The following is a 23,775-nucleotide window of genomic DNA, read 5'->3' on the forward strand; positions in this document are numbered from 1 at the left end:
ATCTATGCTGAACGACTCCATCGATCTGAACCAGGTGCGCCGCGTCTTGGTCATCAAACTGCGCCACCATGGGGATGTGCTGCTCACCTCTCCGGTATTCAGCGTCCTCAAACAGCAGGCTCCGCAGCTGGAAATCGATGCGCTGGTGTATCGGGATACGCAGGAAATGCTCAGCCTGCATCCGGCCATCAGCCAGTTGCACACCATAGACCGCAACTGGAAAAAGCTGGGCCTCATCGGTCAGTGCAAGGCCGAGCTGGGGCTGATCAACCGGCTGCGTCAGCGCCAGTACGACCTGGTCATCACCCTGACCGAACACAAGCGCGGCGCCTGGCTGGTCCGCCTGCTGTCGCCACGCTGGTCGGTGGGGCCGGATGGCCCGTATGGCAAGATGTTCCGCAAAAGCTTTACCCACCGTTATTTGCAGGTGCCGGGCAACCGCCGCCATACCATTGAAATCCATCTGGATGCGCTGCGGCGTATCGGGGTGTATCCGGCAGAACAACAGCGTCAGCTGACCCTGGTGGCGGGGCATAATGCCGAGGCTACGCTGGCTGCCAAGCTGGAACAGCAAGGCTTGCAAGCTGGGCAGTACATTCTGGTGCACCCCACCTCGCGCTGGTTGTTCAAAAGCTGGACGGTGGAAAACATGGCCGCGCTGATCAACACCCTGCAGCAGCGTGGCCAGCGCGTACTGCTGACGGCCGCGCCCAGCCCGGATGAAATGGCCATGCTGGCCGATATCCAGTCGCGGCTGACGCAGCCGGTTGCCAGCCTGGCCGGCCAGCTGACCCTGAAAGAGCTCGCAGCAGCCATCGACAATGCCCGCCTGTACATCGGCGTGGATTCGGTGCCCATGCATATTGCGTCGGCCATGAAAACGCCCTGTGTGGCGCTGTTTGGTCCATCCGGTGACATCGAATGGGGGCCGTGGCAGGTGCCGCACCGTGTTGTTGCAGCCCGTGTGCCCTGTCGTCCCTGCGGTAACGCCGGTTGCGGCGGCGGCTGGAACAGCGAATGCCTGAACATGATCAGCCTGCAGCAAGTGCTGGATGCGGTGGATGCCGTACTGGGAGAAACCGCATGAGCCGTCTGGCCATTGTGCGGCAGAAATACAATCCGGCCGGTGGGGCAGAACGGATTGTCAGCGCCATTCTGGGTCAGCTCAAACAGCAGGATGAACTGCAGCCGGTGCTGATCAACCGTAACTGGGAACAACTGGATGGCGTGGCCGTGTGTCGCGTCAATCCCTTCTATCTGGGTAGCATCTGGCGTGACTGGGGTTTTGCCCGCGCCGCGCGCCGGGCCTGGTTGCAGGTGGGGGCCGATCTGGTGCAGTCGCACGAACGCATTCCGGGTTGTCATATCTTCCGTGCCGGCGATGGCGTGCATGCAGCCTGGCTGGCGGCCAGAGCGGAAGGCAAGGGCTGGTGGCACAAGCTGTCGGTCTGGTGTAATCCCTATCATCATTTCATGCTGAGCATGGAAAAAACCATGTTCAAGCACCCGGCTTTGCAGGTGGTGATTTGCAATTCGGAGATGGTAAAACAGGACGTATTGCAGCGTTTTCCGCTCCGGCCAGAGCAGTGTGTGGTGATTCATAACGGCGTGGATGCACAGCGGTTCAACCCTGCTGCTGCCCGCCAACAGCGCAGCACACTGCGTGCGCAATACGGTATTCCCCCAGCAGCACCAGTGCTGGTGTATGTGGGTTCAGGTTTTGAGCGCAAGGGCGTGGCGCAGGCGCTGCATGCCATCCAGCCTCATCCGGATGTATGGCTGGTGGTGGTGGGGGGCGACAAGAAACTGGCCGCTTACCGGGAACTCGCCAGCCAGTTGGGTATTGCCGGACGGGTGGTGTTTACCGGCCCGCAAAAGGATGTGCTCAGCCATTACGGCATGGCCGATGGTTTTATTCTGCCCACCATGTACGAACCGTTCGGCTCGGTGGTGGGGGAAGCCATGGCCTGCGGGCTGCCGGTACTCACCAGTACCCGCTGTGGTGGTGCCGAGTGGGTGAGCCCGGCCACCGGCTGGCTGGCCGCCCCGCACGATACGGCAGCCTGGCAACGCAATGTGGCTGCCTGGCTGGCAGCACAGGACAGTTGGCCGACCATGGCAGCCCAGGCCCGCCAGCGGGTAGAGGGCCAAACCGAGCAACACATGGTGGCGCAAATGCTGGCCTTGTACCGCAGCCTGCTGTCAGACCAGCACGGCCATGCATCCCAAGCAGTGAGGCTGGCATGATGAAGGCGAGTCGATTTCCCGGCCGGGCGCTGATTTTCCTGTCCCTGTTATTACGTCTGCCCTGGCAATGGTTGCGGCGCAAGCCCCGGCCTGAACAAGTACAGCGTGTACTGATCCTGCACCAGTTCCTGCTGGGCGATGCGCTGATGGCCACCAGCCTGCTGGCCAAGGCCAGACAGTGTTATCCACAGGCCGACATCGTGATGGCCTGCCCACCCGGTCAGGCAGCGCTTTATGCTGGTCAACCTTATGGTGTGCGGGCTTTTGGCTGGCATATCCGCAACTTTGCCTCGGTGTGCCAGTTGTTTGCCATGCCGCGTTTTGACCTGGTGCTGCTGATGGGCGAAAACCGGCTGAGTTATCTGGCACGGGCCATCGGGGCGCGCTGGATTGTCGGCTTTGCTGCTGAACAACCAGCACACAAGAACTGGCTGCTGGATGAGGCTGTGCCCTATGCCAGCCAGCCGGAATCCTGGACCGAGACCGCCGCCAGACTGGTGGAAGGGCCGGAACCTGCTCCTTATCAGTTGGCCGACTGGCCGATGCCGCCGCAGAGCCTGCCAGTCTTGCCGGACAACTATATCGTCCTGCATGTGGGAGCCAGCTCGGCCACCCGCTTCTGGCCTGCTGAACACTGGCGGGCACTGGCGGATGCCATTCGTGCCGCCCGGCTGTCTGTGGTGTGGTCTTGCGGGCCGGGCGAGGATGCTCTGCTGCGCCAAATCGACCCGCCTGCCAGTGATGTACGCATGGCTGGCTGCCTGAGCCTGCTGCAACTGCGTCAGCTGTTGGCCGGCGCGCGCGCCTGTGTTTGCCCTGATACCGGTGTGGCGCATCTGGCCAAGGTAGCCGGTACGCCATTGCTGATGTTGTTTGGCCCCGGCAGCGAGGTGTTGTTTGGTGCCAGCCGTTTCTTTGCGCACCATCACTGCCTGGGGGTAGGGCCTGCCATCTTCCCCTGTCGTAACCAGCGCAGTGTGCACCATCGCGATGTGGACTGGGCTTTGCGCTGTTTCCGCCGTTTTGGCAACGGTGCCAATGAATGTCGTCGTGCCCTGTGCATGGAAGCCATCAGCAGCGCCGAGGCATGGCAAACCCTGCAACAGCTGCTGCGTATCAGCCAGCCAGCCGGCGCTGCCGAAGGAAATCATCATGACTGACTGGGTGTTGTTCACCGAGTCATCCGACAATGTGGGTGGCCAGGAGCTACAACTGATGCAGCAAATGCGTCAGATGCAGTCGCACGGCCTGCGCACCATGCTGGCCTGCCGTCCCGGTAGCCGGGTGGAGCAGGTGGCCTTGCAACAAGGGCTGTCGGTGCTGCCGGTGCGCTTCCGTAACAGCCTGCACCTGCCCTCCATTGCCATTTTACGGTGCTGGATCAGCCGGCATCAGCCGCGCCTGGCCATTTGCCACAGCGGGCATGACAGCAATAATCTGGCCATTGCCGCGCGCCTGGTATGGCGCCGGCCGTTCCTGCTGCGCTCGCGTACCTATCAGCCGGGCAAGCCTTCGGCATGGTCGTATAACCAGCTGGTGGATGCCACCATGGTGCCCAGTCATTACCTGCGTGATGCCTTGCTGCAGAATCCGGCCATCCGGCCCGAACGCATCCACGTGGTGTATCCGGGGATAGACTTCGCCGGGCTGGATGCCGCCGTTGATCAGGCGGTGCCGCCTCATATCGCCAGCTGGCTGGCGGCAGATGACAGCCCGGTGCTGCTGCATGCCGCCATGCTGCGCGGTGAAAAGGGGCATCTGACCATCCTGCAAGCAATGAATATCCTGCGTGACAGCCATCCGCACTGGCGCTATCTGGTGGCGGGCGATGGGGTGGCAAGGGCGGATATCGAGGCTGAAATCCAGCGGCTGGGTTTGCAGTCGCGTGTGCTGCTGGCGGGTGTGGTATCCCCGGTGGCACCGCTGTATCGGCGTGCCGACCTGTTGCTGATGCCATCCACCTACGAGCCGTTGGGCATGTCGCAAATCGAAGCACTGGCCTTGCACTGCCCGGTGCTGGCCAGCCTTACCGGCGGTATTCCCGAAACGGTAAAACAAGGCCAGACCGGCACCCTGGTGGAGGCTGGCAATGCCCAGGCCTGGGCGGACGCGATTGCCAGCGCGCTGGATGCGATGCCGCAGCAGCGTGCCATGGCGGCGGCCGGAGCGCTTGATGTCCGGCAACGCTTTGCGCCGGACAGCAATCTGCAGCAGATCATGGCCTTGAGCGGGCTTTCCGGCCTGCTGGCCGCATCACATTGAACTGATTGGACTATCAACTTGAAACATAGCTGGCCCATCTACCGACGACTGCTGGGTTACCTGGCCCAGTACTGGAAAGTATTCGCCCTGTCATTGGTCTCCATGACCATTGCCGCGCTGACCGAACCGGCGTTTGCCCGGCTGATGAAACCGCTGATTGATGGCGGCTTTGTCAACAAGGACCCAAAGGCCATTGTCTGGGTGCCGATGGCCATTGTCGGGGTATTCCTGGTACGCGGTATCACCAGTTTCATCAACGAATACACCTCCAGCTGGCTGGCCGGGCATCTGGTACAAACCCTGCGCCAGCAAATGTTTGCCAAGATGTTGCGCCTGCCGGTGCCGTATTACGCCGACAATCAGTCCGGTCGTCTGGTGTCGCGCATCTCCTTTGATGTCAATCAGGTGACCGAAGCAGGTTTCAATGTCATCACCGTCACGGTCAAGGACGGTGTGACTGCTGTCAGCCTGCTGGCCTGGCTGCTGTATATCGACTGGCAACTGACCATTATCTGCCTGGTGGTGATGCCGGTGGTCACCGTCTGTATGCGCATGGTGGCCAAGCGTCTGCGTGGTCTGGCGCTGGAGAATCAGCAACACATGGCTGACCTGACCCAGATTCTGGGCGAAGGGGTGGATTGTCAGAAAGTCATCAAGGTTTATGGCGGCGAAGAATATGAAGAAAGCCGCTTCAATGCTGCAGCCCAGGCCATCCGCCGCAACGGGGTGAAGCAGAGCGCTGCCAGTTCGGCCAATACCGGGGTGACCCAGCTGATGATTGCCTGTGCGCTGGCCGCCATCCTGTATTTTGCCGCCTTGCGTGCCCAGCATGGATCGTTCACCGCCGGTGACTTCATGTCCTTCCTCACTGCCATGATGTTGCTGTTCGCACCGGTGAAGCGGATTACCGGCATTTCCCAGGCCATGCAGCGCGGCCTTGCGGCTGCAGAAAGCGTATTCAATTTCCTGGACGAGGCGGGCGAGCCGGATCACGGTACACGCCGTCTGCCACAAACCCAGGGCCGACTGCGCTTTGACAATGTGTCTTTCCGTTATCCGAATGCCGAACGCGATGTGTTGCAGCAGGTCAGCCTGGAGGTGAATTCGGGTGAAACCGTGGCGCTGGTGGGTTCTTCCGGCAGCGGCAAAACCACGCTGGTCAGCCTGATTCCGCGTTTTTACCAGCCCTTGTCCGGGCAGATCACGCTGGACGGTATTGCGCTGGATGACATCGTGCTGGCTGATCTGCGCCAGCATATCGCCATGGTGAGTCAGGATGTGGTGCTGTTCAACGACACTGTGGCTGCCAATATCGCCTATGGCGCACGTGATAACATTACCCGCGAGCAGATCATCGAAGCGGCACGTGCGGCAAATGCGCTGGAGTTCATTGAGGCGATGCCGGAAGGGCTGGATACCCAGATTGGCGAGAACGGTGTGCGTCTGTCAGGTGGCCAGCGTCAACGTCTGGCCATTGCCCGTGCACTGCTGAAAAACGCCCCGCTGCTGATTCTGGACGAAGCAACCTCTGCACTGGATACCCAATCCGAACGACTGGTACAGGCTGCGCTGGAAAACCTGATGAAGAACCGTACCACCATCGTGATTGCCCACCGGCTGTCCACCATCGAGAACGCCGACCGTATCATCGTGATGCATCAGGGCAAGGTGGCGGAGCAGGGCAGTCATCAGCAGTTGATGCAGCAGGATGGTATCTACGCACGTCTGCACAGCTTGCAGTTCCGCGAACCGGAAGCTGACGCCAGCTGAGTTTTCCATCGTGATGGTACAAAACAAGACAGGCGGCCCTCGGGCAGCCTGTCTTGTTTCGGAATGGCATCAAGCCTTGGCGGCGAACAGTGGATCCTGTGGAGCCAGCAGCCGACCATTCTCCTGGATGGTGCGCCATACCGGCTGATCCTTCACCTGGGCCTGTACATCTCGCGCCAGACGGCAGTAGGCTTTGCAGTTACCTGCCGAGGAATAGGCACGCAGCAGCGTCACCTTGATGGAAAGATTCTGTGGCTCATCTTTCATCGCCTCTTTCAGTACCCGCACTGCATCGCTGCTGCGGCCATAAGCCAGAAACACCTCGGCCTCACCGACAGGGTCGATACCCCGCGCACGCGGTTTCTTGTAAGTTGCCTTGCGCCAGACACGGCGGGCAAGACCATAAGTACACATCAGGCCAAAACTGGCGACCAAGGCTGTTATTGCATCCACCGCGGCTTCCCTCCGAGATTCTCTCTCTGCTTGAATTATGCAGTCGATTATTCGGGGAGGCGTGCAGGGCCGCAATCCGTAAAAATCCTTAATGGGGTCAAGGTTTCCGTGGCAACAGCCTCAAGCGCCATGCCGTCCAAGGGCCGGATTGATGTGCGAGGACTGGAACAGCTGCTCCAGCAGCGCGGCCGGCAGCCCGGCTTGAATCACGGCTTGTCCCAGTTGCTTGAGCAGGACAAAGCGGATGACGCCGCTTTCCACTTTCTTGTCGTGGCCCATGTGGCCCATCCATTCCTCAAGGCCGAAGTCGGGGCTTTGCACCGGCAATCCGGCAGCGGCAATCAGTGTCACCACCCGCTGGACATCTTGCGCACTCAGCCAGCCAAGTTCCTGTGACGCGGCAGCAGCCAGCACCATGCCAGCGCCAACCGCCTCGCCATGCAGCCATGCACCATAACCAAGGCCGGCTTCGATGGCGTGGCCAAAGGTATGACCAAGATTGAGCAAGGCCCGTACGCCCTGTTCTTTTTCATCCTGGCCGACAATTTCAGCTTTCATTTCGCACGAGCGGCGCACGGCATATTGCAGCGCTGCCGGGTCGCGCGCGCGCAGTTTGTCCATATTGGCTTCCAGCCAGGCGAGGAAGTCGGCATCGCCCAGCAAGCCATACTTGATGACTTCAGCAATACCGGCCGACAGTTCCCGCTCGGGCAGGGTGGCCAGCAGATCCATGTCGGCCAGCACCATACGGGGTTGGTAGAAAGCACCAATCATGTTCTTGCCCAGCGGGTGGTTGATGGCGGTCTTGCCGCCCACCGAGGAGTCAACCTGCGCCAGCAAGGTGGTGGGAATCTGGATGAAGGGCGCACCGCGCTGGTAGCAGGCGGCGGCAAAGCCGGTCATGTCGCCCACCACACCGCCACCGAGGGCAATCAGCGTGGTTTTGCGTTCGGCATTGTGGCTGAGCAGGGCGTCGAAGATCAGGTTCAGCGTCTGCCAGTTCTTGTTGGCCTCACCGTCCGGCAACACCACCGGAATGCAATGCACGCCGTGGTTTTCCAATTGTCGGGTCAGGCGCTCCAGATAGAGCGGGGCAACAACGTCGTTGGTGACGATGGCAACCTGGGGAATGGGCAGGTGCGGCAGGATCAGTTCAACCTGATCAAGCAGTCCGTGGCCAATGTGAATGGGGTAGCGGGTATCCGGCAGGGTCAGGTCTAGCGTAATCATGCGTCAGGTCTTGGCTGGAATGTTATGCAGCTGATCGAGCAGGCGGCTGACCAGCAGGTTGACGTTCTGTTGCGAGGTATCAACCACGATGTCGGCGACTTCGCGGTACAAGGGGTCGCGCTGCTCCAGCAGGCTTTGCAGTTTCGCGCGCGGGTCGGCGGTTTGCAGCAGCGGACGGTTCTTGTCGTGCATGGTGCGCGCCAGCAGGTCATCAATCGAGGCGCGCAGGTAGATCACCACGCCGTGTCTTGATAGCTCGGCCCGGTTTTCCGGACGCAGTACGGCGCCCCCACCGGTGGCCAGCACGATATTGTTCATTTTTGCCAGATCGGCAATCACGCTGCTTTCACGGTCGCGAAAGCGCAGTTCGCCTTCTATCTCGAAAATGGTGGCGACGCGAACGCCAGTGCGCGCCTCGATTTCATGATCCGAGTCGTAGAAGGTCTTGCCGGTCTTGCGTGCCAGTGCCCTGCCAACGGTGGTCTTGCCGGCACCCATCAGCCCGACAAGAAAAAAATTGCCTGCCATGTTCTCCATGGCAGGCATTGTAGCTGATGCTGGCTGGGTCTGTCTGCGCGGGCAGAGGACAAAATGCGCGCAGATGCCCTGTGTTCAGCGATTTTGCAGGTTCAGGTCTTCAACCACCTTAGGCGTGATGAATACCAGCAGCTCGGTGCGGTTGTTCTTGTCCACCTTGCTGCGGAACAGCGCGCCCAGGAAGGGGATATCACCCAGCAGCGGTACCTTGTTGATCGTGGTATCCAGTGTTTGTTGGTAAATACCGCCAATCACCACGGTGCCGCCATTTTCCACCATCACCTGGGTTTTCACCACCTTGGTGTCGATGGCCGGGGTGCTGTTGACAAACAAGGTGCTGCTGACGCTGTCCTTGTTGATCTGGATTTCCATGAGCACACGGTTGTCCGGCGTGATTTGCGGGGTCACTTTCAGGCTGAGGTTGGCCTTTTTGAACGACACAGATGTTGCACCACTGGAGCTGGCTTCCTGATACGGAATTTCCGTACCCTGTTCGATGCTGGCCTCTACCCGGTCGGCAGTCATGATGCGTGGGCTGGCCAGAATCTTGCCCTTGTCGGCGGTTTCCATGGCGTCCAGCTCCAGGCCGATGGCAGCGCGCGAACCAGCACCAAACACGGCACCGATGGAGTTATAGGTACCGGACAGGCCCAGGTTCACCCCGGAGGTCAGCGGGATGGTGCCAGTAGTCGTTCCGCGGGCGATATTGAAGCTGGTGGTGGCATCAGCCAGCGAACCACCAATGCTGGTACCGCCACTGGCGCGTGCCACATTGAGTTTCACCCCCAGGCTCTTGCTCCAGTTGTCGGTGGCTTCGACGATGCGCGCTTCAATCAGCACCTGCTTGACCGGAATGTCGGTCTTGGTCACCAGATCGCGGATCTTGTCGATCACGGTCTGGGTATCGTTGATGATCAGGGTATTGGTTTTCGGGTCGATCATGAAGCTGCCTCGGGCCGACAGCAGGCCGTTGCCGCCGCTGTTGCCCGTTGCACTGGAGCCGGACGTGGTGGTGCTGCCATCCAGAATCTTCTTGAAGTCTTCGGCTGAGCGGTAGCGCAGGACGAAGGTTTCCGAGCGGATGGGCTCCAGTGCGGTCAGTTGCTGCTTGCCTTCCAGAATCTGCTTGTCGCGGTTGAGCAGCTCTTCACGCGGGGCAATATTGATGATGTTGCCATTGCGGCGCTGATCCAGGCCCTTGGTTTGCAGGATCAGGTCCAGCGCCTGATCCCACGGCACGTCTTTCAGGCGCAAGGTGATATTGCCGGTGACCGAGTCGCTGGTAACGATGTTTAGCCCGGTGAATTCGGCAATCACCTGCAGTACGGTGCGTACTTCAATGTTCTGGAAGTTGAGCGACAGCTTGTCGCCCTTGTATTGCGGCTTGCTGTTCAGCTCGTTCTTGCTGGCACTTTCCACCACGGCCTTGCGTACTTCCACCACCAGTTTGCGCTCGGTCTGGTAGGAAGAGAATTCCCAGTCACCCTGCGGTTGAATCACGACACGGCTGTTGCGACCCTGATTGCTGGCAATCACCTTGTCCACCGGTGTGGCAAAGTCGCTGACATCCATGCGCTTTTCCAGCGAACGCGGCAGATTGGCGCCCATCACATCCAGCACCAGGTTCTTGCCCTCACGGCGGATATCCACCGGTGTACTCTCGGTTGGCAGGTTGATTTCCACCCGGCCTTCGCCGCCACGGCCACGCCGGAAGTCCAGACCCAGCGGGGTGGTGGCCACGGCAGCCTGGGCACTGGCTTGGGCGGCGGCCGAAGCGGTACTGGCCGGCTGTTCTTGCGAAGTGGCCGACTGCTGCGGGGAAGACATGGTGTTGTTGATGCGGATCAGCAGTTTGTTGCCGGAGATGCTGGTGCTGTAGGACACATTGTGTGCCAGGTTCAGCACCAGGCGGGAGCGGCCATTGGCCTCAACCGCGACAGCGGACTTGACGATGGGATTGCCCAGCTCAACCGTGTTCTTCGGCAGCTTCACCTGTGTATCGGCAAAGTCGAAGGCAACGCGTGCCGGGTTGGCAATGGCGAAGCTGTTGGGCTTGCTGGCCGGCCCGTCAAAGGTGATCTGCAGCAACTGGGCATCGCCATCGGTCTGGGCGATGTCGATCGCGGTGATGGATGCAGCATGGGCAATGGAAAATGCAATGGACAGACCCAGCCCCGACAACAGTTTGATTGAATGGTTTTTCATTATTTCTGCCCTTGTTCATCCAGGTACATGCTGGTTTCGCGTTGTACCCATTCTCCGTTCAGATCTTCCACGGTCTCGGAAAGTACTAGTTCGGTATCGCTGATACGTTTGATCTGGCCGAAATTGGGGCCAATGAAATTACCCGGTTGCACGCGGTAGATACTGCCTTCCGGCGTACGGATCAAGGCATAGGTAATATTGTTGCGCTTGAGCAAGCCGGTCATTTTCAGCTTGTCCAGATCATAGTTTTCCAGCAGTTCGCGCGGGCGCTTGAAGTCGGGCGCATTGGCCGAGTTCTGTCGTTTTGCCATTTGCAGCTTGACCGGGTTGAACGGATCGGGCAGGTCAAACGCATTGTAGGCAAACGGCTGGTAGCTCTGTGCCTGGGGCAGGGGGTCGATCTGACCGCGCAAACCCTGGCTGGCCTGCAACATCCAGGCATGCAGGTCGTCGGTATTGCTGCCACTGCAGGCTGTCAGCAGCAGCGGGCACAGCAAGATGGCGTAAGTTTTTTTCAGCATGAAGTCACACTCACTTCTTCGGCGGCTGTGCCGCTGCGATGCGCTCTTCCGGCTCCAGCGACCGGTAGGTCTTGGCCGTGGCTTCCATGGTCATGCGTGCAGCATCCTTGCCCTGGCCCGGAGTCAGCTTGATGTCGCCGATGGTGACAATGCGCGAGAGCTGTGCCACATCGCTGACAAAGGCAGCCAGGTCGTTGTAGCTGCCGGTCAGGCGGATGGCGATCGGCACTTCCGCCATTTCGGCAGTCTTCACCTCGCCGCTGGGGCGGAACAGGTCAAACTGCAGTCCGCGACCGATGCCGGCCTGGTTGATTTCGGTCAGCAGCGCATCCATTTCTGCCTTGGTGGGCAGCTGTTTGAGCAGGGCACCGAAGGACAGCTGGATTTCTTTCAATTGCTGTTGCAGCGCTTCCAGGTTGATGGCCTGGCGCTTTTTGTCGACGAAGGTTTGCTTGAGCTGTTCTTCCTGTTGCTGGGCATTGTGCAGCTTGTCCAGCTGGTCGCTCAGCACGAAGAAATACCCCAGTCCCAAAAAGGCCACGGCGATGAAGATTGCCACGAATACCTGGGCCGGGAAGGGCCAGTTGGGCATGTCCTTGGGGTCAAGGTTGCGGAACTCGTCTAGGGTCATGGCTTGGCTCCCTGCGGTGCGACCTGGCCTTGCGGTGCGCTGGCAGCCGGGGCTGTCTGTTTGAAGGTGCTGGTCAGGCTGAACTCGCTCACGCGCTGGTTGCTGGCGGTGGAGGCTTTCACTTCCACCAGCTGCGGTTCGGTGAACACCGTGGACTGTGCCAGGGTACGCATGTAATTGGACACGCGGGCCCCGGACAGGCCATAGCCGCTGAAGCTGAAGTTGTTGCCGCTCTGGCTGAAGCTCTTCAGATAGATGCCATCCGGCGTCTGGCGAACCAGCTGGTCGAAAATGTGTACGGCATCATTACGACCCTGTTGCAGGCGTTCCACCAGCTGTTTGCGGGCCAGCAGGTCGTCACGCTGCTTCTTGAGTGCGCCGATGTCCTTGATTTGCTGATCCAGCTTGGCAATTTCGCCTTGCAGGAACTGGTTGCGCTCTTCCTGGTGCGATTCACGGGTGTCCAGAACGAAATAGCTCAGTCCGACAATCAGCAGGGCTGCACCGAAGGCACTGCCCAGCAACAGCTGGAAGCGCAGGCGGTGTGCGGCTTTTTTCTGCTCGCGGTGCGGCAGGAGGTTGATGCGGATCATCAGTCAAACCTCCGCATGGCAAGTCCACATGCAATGAGCAGTGCAGGCGCATCCAGCAGCAATTCCTTCAGCCGGATTGAACTGGACTGCACCATGGAGGTGAAGGGGTTGGCAATCATGGTACTGATCTGGGTGCGGGATGCCACTGCGTCGTCCAGTCCGGACAGCATGCTGCAGCCGCCGCCCAGGAGGATGTAGTCCACGCGCAGGTATTGCGACACGCTGACCGTGGTGTAGAAAAACTGCAGTGCGCGCTGGATTTCTTGTGCCAGCGCGTCGACAAAGGGATGCAGCAGTTCCGACTCATAACCGTCCGGCATCGCCATGCTGCGTTTGCCGTTTTCCGCTTCGTCAAAGCTGATGCCGTAGCGGCGCTGGATGTCGCGCGTCAGTTGCAGGCCGCCAAACATCTGTTCGCGGTAGTAGATTTGCTGGCCGTTACGGATGACATTGCAGTGGATCTTGCTGGCACCGATATCAAACAGGGCAAAAGTCTGGTTCATGCCATGATCGGGCAGTTGCTGCTGGATCTGCTCGAAGGCCGTCATCATGGCGAAGGATTCCACATCCACCAGATGGGCGCGCAGGCCAGCCATTTCCACTACAGCCACCCGTTCTTCCACTTTTTCCTTGCGCGCGGCACACAGCAGGACTTCCAGATCATCCAGACTGCTACTGGATGGGCCCAGCACCTGGTAATCCAGATTCACTTCATCGAGCGGAAAGGGGATGATCTGGTCGGCTTCGGACTCGATCATGCCTTCCATGTCCTCGGATTGGCTGACCGGTACCAGAAGCTTTTTGTAGATGGCCATCGAAGTGGGAATGGCGATGGCGACATTCCGGATAGGGCTGCCAAGTCGCTTCCATGCTTTGCGCAAGGTCTCGGCAATCCCTTCGATATCCACCAGATTGCCTTCGGAAACGGCTTCCTTGGGCAGGTTTTCAATTACATATCGCTCGATCTGGAAGTTTTTGCCCGATCTGGACAGCTCTACCAGCTTGACCGAGGTAGTGCTGATATCAAGACCCAGCAGAGGAACATTCTTGGATTTCCCCAATCCAAGCTGATCCAGCCAGTCCGTACTGAACCGAAATTTGTCGGATAGCATCAGTTAAGGCCCCGAAATGGTCTAGTGCGACAGTTTTTGCACTGTCGCTGTCAATGTTTGTCTTGCTAGTTCTCACAAGACGTTATAATCCGCTTTCTTCCGAAAGCCTATTTGTAATTATGTTCAAACGACTTCTTGCGATTCTGGCCGGTTTGGTCATTGGTGGGGCCGTGCTGGCAGCCGGTGCGGCAGCCATTGCCATCATCATAACCTACCCGCGTTTGCCAAGTCTTGATGTGCTGACGGATTACCGTCCAAAAATTCCACTGCGCGTCTACTCGGCAGATGGCCAGTTGCTGGGAGAGTTCGGTGAAGAGCGCCGTTCGTTCGCCCGCATCCATGAAGTCCCGCAACTGATGAAACAAGCACTGCTGGCTGCCGAGGATGAAAGATTCTATCAGCATAGCGGCATCGACTACATGGGTGTCATGCGTGCTGCCGTCGGTAATCTGGTGTCCGGTCATGCCCGTTCCGGTGCCAGTACCATCACCATGCAGGTGGCCAAGAATTTCTTTCTTTCCAGTGAAAAGACTTTCACACGTAAGTTTAATGAAGCTTTGCTTGCTTTCAAAATCGAACATACGCTTTCCAAGGATCAGATTCTCGAGTTGTACTTCAACCAGATTTATCTTGGGCAGCGCGCTTACGGTTTTTCGGCTGCCGCACAAGCTTATTTCGGCAAGCCCATCACCGACCTGAGCGTTGCCGAAATGGCCATGCTGGCCGGCCTGCCCAAGGCACCTTCCGCCTATAACCCCATCGTCAATCCGGAGCGTGCCCACCTGCGTCAGCTGTATGTGCTGCGCCGCATGCGCGAGTTGAATTTCATTACCCAGGACCAGTATGACGCGGCCATCAAAGAGCCGCTGCATCTGGCCAGCGCCAGTGTTGACGCCAATCAGCCGGCCCTGTACGTGGCGGAAATGGTCCGTCAGGCCATGTACGAACGCTACAAGGATGCTGCCTATACCGAGGGCTACAAGGTCTACACCACGCTGGACAGCCATCACCAGCAATGGGCTTATGACGCACTGCGTGCCGGCCTGATCGATTTCGACCGCAAGCAGGGTTATCGTGCCCCGGAAAGTTATATCGATCTGGCCTCGGCAGAGGGAGAAGACCAGACCGAAGTGCTGGACGATGCACTGTCTGAAATTCGCGACAGTGGCGACATGCAGGCGGCCATTGTGCTGTCTGCCAGCCCGTCCGAAGTGCGCGCCTACCTGCGCGGCGGCAAGGTGGCGGTCATCAAGGGGCCGGGCCTGGAATTTGCCCGCCGTGCGCTCAACCCCAAGTTGGCAGCGGATAAACAGATTCGCCGCGGTGCGGTCATCCGTGTGCGTGCCAATGACAAGGGCTACTGGGAAATCGTACAGATGCCGGATGTCGAAGGGGCATTCGTGTCGATGGACCCGCGTAGCGGTGCCATCAAGTCGCTGGTGGGCGGCTTTGACTTCAACCGTCGCAGCTTCAACCACGTGACCCAGGCATGGCGTCAGCCGGGCTCCACCTTCAAGCCCTTTATCTATTCGGCCGGTATCGAACGCGGCGTGACGCCATCCACCATGTTCAACGATGCCCCGCTGACCGTGCCTGGTGCGCCGGGTACCGGTAATTGGGAACCGAAGAACGACGATGGCAAATTTGCCGGCCTGATTACCCTGCGCCGTGCGCTGACCCAATCCAAAAACCTGGTGTCCGTACGCTTGCTGATGGCGCTGGGAACCGATTACGCCCAGCAATATATCCAGCGTTTCGGTTTTTCGCCCAAACAGCATCCTGCCTATCTCACCATGGCGCTGGGGGCCGGTGCGGCCACGCCGCTGCAGATGGCGGAAGGCTATTCGGTGTTCTCCAATGGTGGCTACCGCATCAAGGCCTACTTCATTGACCGCATCGAAGACCAGTCCGGCCATGTACTGGCCAAGACCCAGCCTGCGGTGGCCGGCCAGAATGCCACGCAGGCCATCGACCCGCGCAATGCTTTCATCATGACTTCCATGCTGAAAGATGTGGTGCGCTACGGTACGGCAGCCAAGGCAATGAGCCTGGGCCGCATGGACCTGGCCGGCAAGACCGGTACCACCAGCGACTGGAAGGATGCCTGGTTTGTCGGCTTCAACCCCAATCTGGTGGCAGCCACCTGGGTGGGTTACGACCAGCCGCGCTCGCTGGGCCGTTACGGTTATGGCGGCACCGCCGCGCTGCCGGTATGGATGAACTACATGGCCAACGCGCTCAAGGGCGTGCCGGAAGTGGAACTGCCAGTGCCTGCCGGCATCGTGGTGAAACCGGGTGCGGGTCAGCGTGGTGGTGACGAGTACTACTACGAAGAATTCCAGAAGACCAATCCGGAACTGAAGATTGACAACCACGGCAGCATTCCGGGCGGTAACGCTTCTGATGCTGCGGCAGACGACCCTGCCGCGAAAGATCCGAACGCGCCTGCTGCCAAGGATGCCGTGGAAAACGTCAAGGAAATGCTGTTCTGAGCCAGATTGCAGTCCATCACAGCCCACCCCGTCCAGGGTGGGCTTTTTCATGTCTGCTTGGCGGTCACATCCGGCAGGATGTAGCGGATGCCGGACGATTAACAACTATAAACAGCTTGTCGATAGGCAAGGGCAAAGGGATTCCATATCATCTCAGCCTGTTTGCTGCTTTGCATCAGGCCTGTCGATCCTGACTCCGCTGACAATTTAAGCTGCTCCTTTCCCGGAAAACCAATATGTCTGCCGCTCCTGCCAAATCCACCCATACCTTGCGCAATGTTTCCCTGTTACTGCTGGCACTGGCGGCTGGTGGCTGGTGGTGGAGCAGTCATCGCAGTGCCGCACCGGATGCAGCCGCACCCAAGCGCGGTGGCGGCCCGGTAGCCGTGGCGGTGGCCCCGGTGATGCAGCAGGATGCGCCCTTGCAGCTGGAGGCTCTGGGCACGGTGACTGCCACCAATACGGTGACGGTGCACAGCCGGGTGGATGGCCAGTTGATGGCCCTGCATTTTGAGGAGGGCCAGCTGGTACAGAAAGGCCAGCTGCTGGCCGAACTGGACCCGCGTCCCTTTCAGGCTGCGCTGACTCAGGCCGAAGGCCAGCTGATGCGCGACCAGGCACTGCTGCAAAACGCCAGGCTGGACCTCACCCGTTACCAGCAGCTGCTGGCGCAGAATTCCATTGCCAAGCAGCAGGTGGATACCCAGCAGGCACTGGTGGCCCAGTATCAGGGTACGGTGAAGCTGGATCAGGGCGCGGTGGCCACCGCCCGTCTGCAACTGGATTACAGCCGCATCACTGCGCCCTTGTCCGGCCGTGTCGGCCTGCGTCAGGTGGACCTGGGTAATATCGTGCACTCCAGCGACAGCAACGGCGTGGTGGTGATTACCCAGACCCAGCCCATTAATGTGTTGTTTGCCGTGCCGGAAACCAGCCTTGGCCAGGTGCTGGCTGCCGCGCGTGCCGCCAAGGGCAAATTGCAGGTGGAAGCCTGGGACCGTGACAACCGCCACAAGCTGGCCGATGGCGAGCTGCTGGCCATCGACAACCAGCTGAGCACCACCACCGGCACGGTGAACCTGAAGGCGCGCTTTGCCAATGCTGATGCCGTCTTGTTCCCCAACCAGTTTGTCAATGTGCACCTGCAACTGGGCGACCAGCCCGATGCAATCGTAGTCCCCAGCGTGGCCTTGCAGCAGGGCAAGGTGGGCAGCTATGTCTACACGGTGAATCCGGACCAGACCGTCAGCATCAGCAAGGTGAAAACCGGTGCGGTATCCGGCGACAACACCATTATCGAAGAGGGCGTGAAGCCCGGTCAGAAAGTGGTGGTGGATGGCCTGGACAAGCTGCGTGAAGGTGCGCAGATCAAGGTGATCGACCGGGCCATGCAGAATGCAGCCGATGGGAATGGCAAAGGCAAGGGCCGGGGCAAGCAGCATGCCGCCAGTGGCAGCTGGGGCGGCCAGCGCCAGCACGCCTCTGCCGCCAACTAAGCGCGGGATGACGGCATGAACCCTTCACGTCCCTTTATCCTGCGGCCGGTGGCCACCACCTTGCTGATGCTGGCCATCCTGCTCACCGGTCTGGTGGCCTGGAAGCTGCTGCCGGTATCGGCCCTGCCCGAGGTGGACTATCCCACCATTCAGGTGGTGACCCAATACCCCGGTGCCAGCCCGGAAGTCATCACGTCTTCCATTACCGCGCCGCTGGAGCGCCAGTTCGGCCAGATGCCGGGGCTGACCCAGATGTCGTCCACCAGTTCTGGCGGGGCATCGGTGATTACCTTGCAGTTCAGCCTGGAATTGACGCTGGATGTGGCCGAACAGGAAGTGCAGGCCGCCATCAATGCGGCGGGTAACCTGTTGCCCAGCGACCTGCCCAATCCGCCGATCTACAGCAAGGTGAACCCGGCGGATACGCCGATTCTCACCATCGCGGTCAGCTCGGACACCCTGCCGCTGACCAAGCTGGAAGACCTGGTGGACACCCGGCTGGCGCAAAAGCTGTCGCAAGTGCCGGGCGTGGGGCTGGTCAGCCTCAGTGGCGGTCAGCGACCTGCGGTGCGCATCCAGAGCAATCCCAAGGCACTGGCCGCGCGTGGCCTGACGCTGGAGGACATCCGCACTGCCATCAGCAATGCCAATGTGAACCAGGCCAAGGGCAGTTTTGACGGCCCGCAGCAAGCTTCCACCGTGGATGGCAATGACCAGCTGAAGTCAGCCGAGGAATACCAGAACGTCATCATCGCCTACCAGAACGGCGCGGCGGTGCGCTTGCGCGATGTGGCCAAGGTCGTTGATGCGGCGGAAAACATGCGGCTGGCAGCCTGGGCTGGTACGACGCCGTCCATCATCCTGAATGTGCAGCGTCAGCCGGGGGCCAATGTCATCCAGGTGACCGACCGCATCAAGGCCTTGCTGCCGCAATTGCAATCCACCTTGCCCGGCGCGGTGGATGTGAAGGTGCTGAGCGACCGCACTGTCACCATCCGTGCCTCGGTGGAGGATGTCGAGTTTGAACTGATGCTGGCCATCGGCCTGGTGGTGATGGTGATTTTCGTGTTCCTGCGCAATGTGCCGGCCACCATCATTCCTGCCGTGGCGGTGCCGCTGTCGCTGGTGGGCACGTTTGGCGTGATGTACCTCACCGGCTTTTCCATCAACAACCTCACCCTGATGGCGCTGACCATTGCCACCGGCTTTGTGGTGGACGATGCCATCGTGATGATCGAGAACATCGCCCGCTACATCGAGGAAGGCGAAAAGCCGATGGCGGCGGCACTGAAGGGCTCGCAGCAGATTGGCTTTACCATCATCTCGCTCACTTTCTCGCTGATTGCGGTGCTGATTCCGCTGCTGTTCATGGGCGATGTGGTGGGGCGGCTGTTCCGTGAATTTGCCATCACGCTGGCGGTGTCCATCCTGATTTCGGCTTTCATCTCGCTCACCCTGACACCGATGATGTGCGCGCGCCTGCTCAAGCACGTGCCGGAAGAAAAACAGGGCCGTTTCTACCATGCCAGCGGGGCCTTCTTCGACCGCATCATTGCCCGTTACGGCCAGATGCTGGGCTGGGTGCTGGAACGGCAAAAGCTCACCCTGCTGGTGGCATTGGGCACCTTGCTGCTCACCGTGCTGCTGTATGTGGCGGTGCCCAAGGGCTTTTTCCCCTTGCAGGACACCGGCGCCATCATGGGCAGCAGCGAGGCGGCGCAGAGTATTTCTTTCAGCGCCATGGCGCAGAAGCAGGAACAACTGGCCCAGGCCTTGCTGAAAGACCCGGCGGTGGACAGCCTGTCGTCCTTCATCGGGGTGGATGGCAATAATGCCTCGCTCAACAGCGGCCGCCTGCAAATCAACCTCAAGCCCAAGGGCGAGCGTGATGACATCCGCACCGTGCTGGCACGGCTGCAGCAAAGTGCGGCCAGCGTGCCGGGCATGTCGCTGTATTTGCAGCCGGTGCAGGATTTGTCCATCGACACCCGTGTCAGCCGCACCCAGTACCAGTTCACCCTGCAGGCCACCAATCCGGACGACCTGTCGCAATGGGTGCCCAAGCTGGTGCACAAGCTGAACCAGCTGCCGCAACTGGCGGATGTGGCCAGCGACTTGCAGGACAAGGGCCTGCAAGCCTATGTCAACATCAACCGTGATACCGCCGCCCGGCTGGGCGTCACCACCGCTGCCATCGACAATGCGCTGTACGACGCTTTTGGCCAGCGGCTGATTTCCACCATCTTCACCCAGACCAACCAGTACCGCGTGGTGCTGGAAGTGGACGCGCAGAACCAGCAAGGCCCGCTGTCGCTCAAGGGCATCTACGTGCCCACCGCCAGTGGCGGCCCGGTGCCGCTGGATACGGTGGCCAGCATCGAGCAGCGCCCGACCGCGCTCACCATCAACCATCTGGGGCAGTTCCCCACCACCACCATCTCGTTCAACCTGGCCAAGGGCGCAGCACTAGGCCCGGCGGTGGAGGCCATCCGTCAGGCTGAAGCCGAGCTGGGCATGCCGGCCAGCCTGGATACCAGATTCCAGGGCGCGGCGCTGGCCTTTCAGGCTTCGCTCAGCAACACGCTGTGGCTGATCCTGGCGGCCATCATCACCATGTATATCGTGCTGGGGGTGCTGTACGAGAGCTATATCCACCCCATCACCATCCTGTCGACGCTACCCTCGGCCGGTATCGGTGCCCTGCTGGCCTTGCTGGTGTCCGGCAAAGACCTGTCGGTGATTGCCATCATCGGCATCATCCTGCTGATCGGCATCGTCAAGAAAAACGCCATCATGATGATCGACTTTGCGCTGGAGGCCGAGCGCGAGCAGGGCATGAGCCCGCGCGATGCCATCTACCAGGCCTGTCTGCTGCGCTTCCGTCCTATCCTGATGACCACCATGGCGGCGCTGCTGGGCGCGCTGCCGCTGATGTTGGGCAGCGGCATGGGTTCCGAATTGCGCTCGCCGCTGGGTGTCACCATGGTGGGCGGGCTGCTGGTCAGCCAGGTGCTGACGCTGTTTACCACCCCGGTGATTTATCTGGCCTTCGACCGGCTGGCCCGGCGCTGGCGGCGTCCAGGCCATGCCGCTGACGATGACCAGGCAGAGGCCGAGGCATGATACCGTCCGCGCCCTTCATCCGGCGGCCCATTGCCACCACGCTGCTGACGCTGGCCATCCTGCTGGCGGGCTTTCTCGCCTTCAAGCTGCTGCCGGTGTCGCCCTTGCCGCAGGTGGATTTTCCCACCATCTCGGTCAGTGCCAAGCTGCCCGGTGCCAGCCCGGAAACCATGGCGTCCACCGTGGCCACCCCGCTGGAACGGGCGCTGGGGCGTATTGCCGGGGTGACCGAAATCACCTCGTCCAGCTCGCTGGCGTCCACCCGCATTACCTTGCAGTTTGACCTCAACCGCGACATCAACGGTGCCGCACGCGATGTACAGGCCGCCATCAACGCGGCCCGGTCGCTGCTGCCCACCGGCATGCCGTCCAACCCCACCTACCGCAAGGTGAACCCGGCCGACGCGCCCATCATGATCATCGGCCTGACCTCGGACTCGCTCACCCGCGGCCAGATGTACGATGCCGCCGACTCCATCCTTGGCCAGAAGCTGGCCCAGGTGGAGGGTATTGGCGATGTGAATATCGGTGGCGGCGCACAGCCGGCAGTGCGGGTGGAAATGAACCCGCTACAGCTGAACCATTACGGTATCGGCATGGAAACGGTGCGCGCCGCCATCACCAGTACCAATGCCAACCGGCCCAAGGGCTTTGTCGAGGACGGCCAGCGTCACTGGCAGGTACAGGCCAATGACCAGGCCGGCAAGGCCAGCGACTACCTGCCGCTGGTGGTGAGCTACAAGAACGGCGCTGCAGTGCGCCTGTCCGACGTGGCCGAGGTAAAGGATTCGGTACTGGATGTGCGCAATGCCGGTTTGCTGGGCAAGCAACCGGCGGTGATGATCATCCTGTTCCGCCAGCCGGGTGCCAACATCATCGAAACGGTGGAGCGGGTGAAGGCCTTGCTGCCGCAGTTGCAGGCGTCCATTCCCGCCGCCATCAAGATGCAGGTGGTGATGGACCGCACTTCCACCATTCGTGCCTCGCTGTCCGAGGTGGAGCGCTCGCTGCTGATTTCCATCGCGCTGGTCATCCTGGTGGTCTTCCTGTTCTTGCGTAATGGCCGTGCCACCGCCATTCCTGCCATCACCGTGCCGGTATCGCTGGTGGGCACTTTTGCCGTGATGTATCTGTGCGGCTTTTCGCTCAACAACCTCAGCCTGATGGCGCTGACCATTGCCACCGGTTTTGTGGTGGACGACACCATCGTGGTGCTGGAAAACATTGCCCGCCATATCGAAAACGGCATGAAGCCCTTCCAGGCCGCCTTGCAGGGCGCGCGTGAGGTGGGTTTTACCGTGCTGTCGATGAGCATTTCACTGATTGCGGTGTTCATTCCCATCCTGATGATGGGCGGCATCATCGGCCGCCTGTTCCGCGAGTTTGCCGTCACGCTGTCGGTGGCCATTCTGGTGTCGCTGCTGGTGTCGCTCACCACCACGCCCATGCTGTGTGCGCGCTGGCTGAAAAGCCATGGCGAACACAAGCCGGGCCGCCTGTTTGTCTGGAGCGAGCGCATGTTCGACGCCATGCTGGCCGGCTATCGCCGCAGCCTTGGCTGGGCGCTGCGCCACGGCCCGCTGATGATGCTGATGCTGGCGGCCACCATTGCGCTGAATGTCTATCTGTATGTGATCGTGCCCAAAGGCTTTTTCCCGCAGCAGGACACCGGCCGTCTCACCGGCATGATCAAGGCCGATCAGAGCATTTCCTTCCAGGCCATGCAGCAAAAGCTGCAACGCTTTATCGACGCGGTAGGGCAGGACCCGGCCGTGGACAAGGTGATCGGCTTTACCGGCGGCGGCCAGCGCAACACCGCCAATATGTTTGTCAGCCTCAAGCCGCTGGGCGAGCGCACGGAAAGCGCCGATCAGGTGATTGCCCGCCTGCGCAAGCGGCTGGCGCGCGAGCCGGGGGCGCAGTTGTTCTTGCAGTCGGTGCAGGACATCCGCGTGGGTGGGCGGGCGGCTAATGCCCAGTACCAGTACACCCTGCAAGGGGATGATCTGGAAGAGCTGCGCCGCTGGACGCCCAGGGTGCAGCAGGCGCTGCAAAAACTGCCGATGCTGGCCGATGTCAGCAGCGATCAGGAAATCAAGGGCCTGCAAACCACGCTCACCTTCGACCGTGACGCCATGGCGCGCCTGGGCCTGACCCAGTCGCAAGTGGATTCGGTGCTGAACGACGCCTTCGGCCAGCGCCAGGTGTCCACCATCTACAACCCGCTCAACCAGTACCACGTGGTGCTGGAAGTGGCACCCCAGTACTGGCAAAGCGCCGAAGGCCTGCGCAGCATCTATCTGCAAACCACCACCGGCCAGCCGATTCCGCTATCCGCCTTTGCCCGCTGGCAGCCCACCAATACCGCGCTGGCGGTGAACCACCAGAGCCAGTTTGCCGCCACCACCGTGTCCTTCAACCTGCCACCGGGCAGTTCGCTGTCCGACGCTACTGCCGCCATCGACAAGGCGACCGCGGACATCGGTATGCCATCGTCGATACACGGCAGCTTCCAGGGTACGGCCAAGTCCTTCCAGGATTCGCTGGGCAGCCAGCCGGTGCTGATTCTGGCGGCCATGGTGGCGGTGTATATCGTGCTGGGCATGCTGTATGAAAGCGTGGTGCATCCGCTCACCATCCTGTCCACGTTGCCGTCGGCCGGGGTAGGGGCCTTGCTGGCGCTGCTGGCCACCGGTGGCGAATTCAACATCATCGCGCTGATCGGCGTGCTGCTGCTGATCGGCATCGTCAAGAAAAACGCCATCATGATGATCGACTTTGCCCTCAGCGCCGAACGCGAGCAGGGCCTCAGTTCGCACGATGCCATTCTGCAAGCCTGCCTGCTGCGCTTCCGCCCCATCATGATGACCACGCTGGCCGCCCTGTTTGGCGCATTGCCGCTGGCACTGGGGCATGGCGACGGTGCCGAGATGCGCACCCCGCTGGGCATCTCCATTGTCGGTGGCCTGCTGCTCAGCCAGTTGCTGACGCTGTACACCACGCCGGTGGTTTACCTGTATCTGGACCGTTTCCGCCTGTGGTGCCAGCAATGGCGTGACAACTGGCGCAGCCGGGCTGCTGCCGCACACAAGGAATGACACGC

17 protein-coding genes are annotated in these 23,775 nt (G+C 60.4%); 9 read left to right on the forward strand and 8 right to left on the reverse strand.

Annotated elements, in window-relative coordinates:
- The first annotated feature begins 4 nt into the window (after positions 1–4).
- From rfaQ to msbA, 5 genes are read left to right on the forward strand one after another with little or no spacing between them, the layout of a single operon-like run.
- Entirely contained in the window at positions 5–1,087 is a 1,083-nt protein-coding gene (gene rfaQ, locus DKK66_RS09500) for a putative lipopolysaccharide heptosyltransferase III (RefSeq protein WP_045847818.1), read from the forward strand.
- Positions 1,084–2,247, forward strand: a complete 1,164-nt coding sequence (locus DKK66_RS09505; RefSeq protein WP_131357453.1) for a glycosyltransferase family 4 protein — start codon at positions 1,084–1,086, stop codon at positions 2,245–2,247. The genes rfaQ and DKK66_RS09505 overlap by 4 nt, the downstream gene beginning before the upstream one ends.
- Positions 2,244–3,407: a glycosyltransferase family 9 protein gene (locus DKK66_RS09510; protein ID WP_131357456.1), complete on the forward strand. Its 1,164-nt coding sequence runs from the start codon at positions 2,244–2,246 to the stop codon at positions 3,405–3,407. The genes DKK66_RS09505 and DKK66_RS09510 overlap by 4 nt, the downstream gene beginning before the upstream one ends.
- Positions 3,400–4,509: a glycosyltransferase family 4 protein gene (locus tag DKK66_RS09515; RefSeq protein WP_131357459.1), complete on the forward strand. Its 1,110-nt coding sequence runs from the start codon at positions 3,400–3,402 to the stop codon at positions 4,507–4,509. The genes DKK66_RS09510 and DKK66_RS09515 overlap by 8 nt, the downstream gene beginning before the upstream one ends.
- Before the next feature lie 18 nt (positions 4,510–4,527).
- Complete coding sequence (gene msbA / locus DKK66_RS09520; RefSeq protein ID WP_242673601.1) at positions 4,528–6,279, forward strand: lipid A export permease/ATP-binding protein MsbA; 1,752 nt, start codon at positions 4,528–4,530, stop codon at positions 6,277–6,279.
- A 69-nt stretch (positions 6,280–6,348) separates the two neighbouring features.
- On the opposite strand, the gene DKK66_RS09525 is transcribed toward msbA, so the two are convergent.
- From DKK66_RS09525 to DKK66_RS09560, 8 genes are all read right to left on the reverse strand, one after another.
- A complete protein-coding gene (locus DKK66_RS09525; protein WP_231588907.1) occupies positions 6,349–6,732 on the reverse strand; it encodes a FimV family protein in 384 nt (127 codons plus the stop codon).
- A gap of 120 nt (positions 6,733–6,852) precedes the next feature.
- The gene (gene aroB, locus DKK66_RS09530; protein ID WP_131357465.1) at positions 6,853–7,962 is read right to left on the reverse strand and encodes a 3-dehydroquinate synthase; all 1,110 of its coding nucleotides are present in this window, start codon (positions 7,960–7,962) and stop codon (positions 6,853–6,855) included.
- Positions 7,963–7,965: 3 nt separating this feature from the next.
- Positions 7,966–8,508 carry a shikimate kinase AroK gene (aroK, locus tag DKK66_RS09535; RefSeq protein WP_045847771.1) on the reverse strand — a complete coding sequence of 181 codons (543 nt, stop codon included), beginning with the start codon at positions 8,506–8,508 and terminating at the stop codon, positions 7,966–7,968.
- Positions 8,509–8,574: 66 nt separating this feature from the next.
- Positions 8,575–10,704 (reverse strand): type IV pilus secretin PilQ, encoded by a 2,130-nt coding sequence (pilQ, locus tag DKK66_RS09540; RefSeq protein ID WP_131357468.1) that lies wholly within the window; start codon positions 10,702–10,704, stop codon positions 8,575–8,577.
- Positions 10,704–11,225 carry a pilus assembly protein PilP gene (locus tag DKK66_RS09545; protein WP_131357471.1) on the reverse strand — a complete coding sequence of 174 codons (522 nt, stop codon included), beginning with the start codon at positions 11,223–11,225 and terminating at the stop codon, positions 10,704–10,706. Before DKK66_RS09545 ends, pilQ begins: the two co-directional genes overlap by 1 nt.
- 10 nt (positions 11,226–11,235) lie before the next feature.
- The gene (locus DKK66_RS09550; protein WP_045847774.1) at positions 11,236–11,856 is read right to left on the reverse strand and encodes a type 4a pilus biogenesis protein PilO; all 621 of its coding nucleotides are present in this window, start codon (positions 11,854–11,856) and stop codon (positions 11,236–11,238) included.
- Positions 11,853–12,449 (reverse strand): PilN domain-containing protein, encoded by a 597-nt coding sequence (locus tag DKK66_RS09555; RefSeq protein WP_131357474.1) that lies wholly within the window; start codon positions 12,447–12,449, stop codon positions 11,853–11,855. The genes DKK66_RS09550 and DKK66_RS09555 overlap by 4 nt, the downstream gene beginning before the upstream one ends.
- Complete coding sequence (locus DKK66_RS09560) at positions 12,449–13,510, reverse strand: pilus assembly protein PilM (protein ID WP_242673602.1); 1,062 nt, start codon at positions 13,508–13,510, stop codon at positions 12,449–12,451. Before DKK66_RS09560 ends, DKK66_RS09555 begins: the two co-directional genes overlap by 1 nt.
- A gap of 170 nt (positions 13,511–13,680) precedes the next feature.
- On the opposite strand from DKK66_RS09560, the gene DKK66_RS09565 reads away from it, so the two are divergent.
- The 4 genes from DKK66_RS09565 to DKK66_RS09580 all read left to right on the forward strand — a co-directional run bounded on the left by DKK66_RS09565 (position 13,681) and on the right by DKK66_RS09580 (position 23,770).
- Complete coding sequence (locus DKK66_RS09565) at positions 13,681–16,053, forward strand: penicillin-binding protein 1A (protein ID WP_131357480.1); 2,373 nt, start codon at positions 13,681–13,683, stop codon at positions 16,051–16,053.
- 236 nt (positions 16,054–16,289) lie between these two features.
- Entirely contained in the window at positions 16,290–17,549 is a 1,260-nt protein-coding gene (locus DKK66_RS09570; protein WP_131357483.1) for an MdtA/MuxA family multidrug efflux RND transporter periplasmic adaptor subunit, read from the forward strand.
- A gap of 15 nt (positions 17,550–17,564) precedes the next feature.
- Complete coding sequence (locus tag DKK66_RS09575) at positions 17,565–20,672, forward strand: MdtB/MuxB family multidrug efflux RND transporter permease subunit (RefSeq protein WP_131357486.1); 3,108 nt, start codon at positions 17,565–17,567, stop codon at positions 20,670–20,672.
- Positions 20,669–23,770, forward strand: coding sequence for a multidrug efflux RND transporter permease subunit (locus DKK66_RS09580; protein ID WP_131357490.1), 3,102 nt, complete (start codon positions 20,669–20,671; stop codon positions 23,768–23,770). The genes DKK66_RS09575 and DKK66_RS09580 overlap by 4 nt, the downstream gene beginning before the upstream one ends.
- Positions 23,771–23,775 lie beyond the last annotated feature (5 nt).

Origin of the sequence: Aquitalea sp. USM4, assembly GCF_004328945.1 — a bacterium.
Taxonomy (GTDB): Bacteria; Pseudomonadota; Gammaproteobacteria; order Burkholderiales; family Chromobacteriaceae; genus Aquitalea; species Aquitalea pelogenes.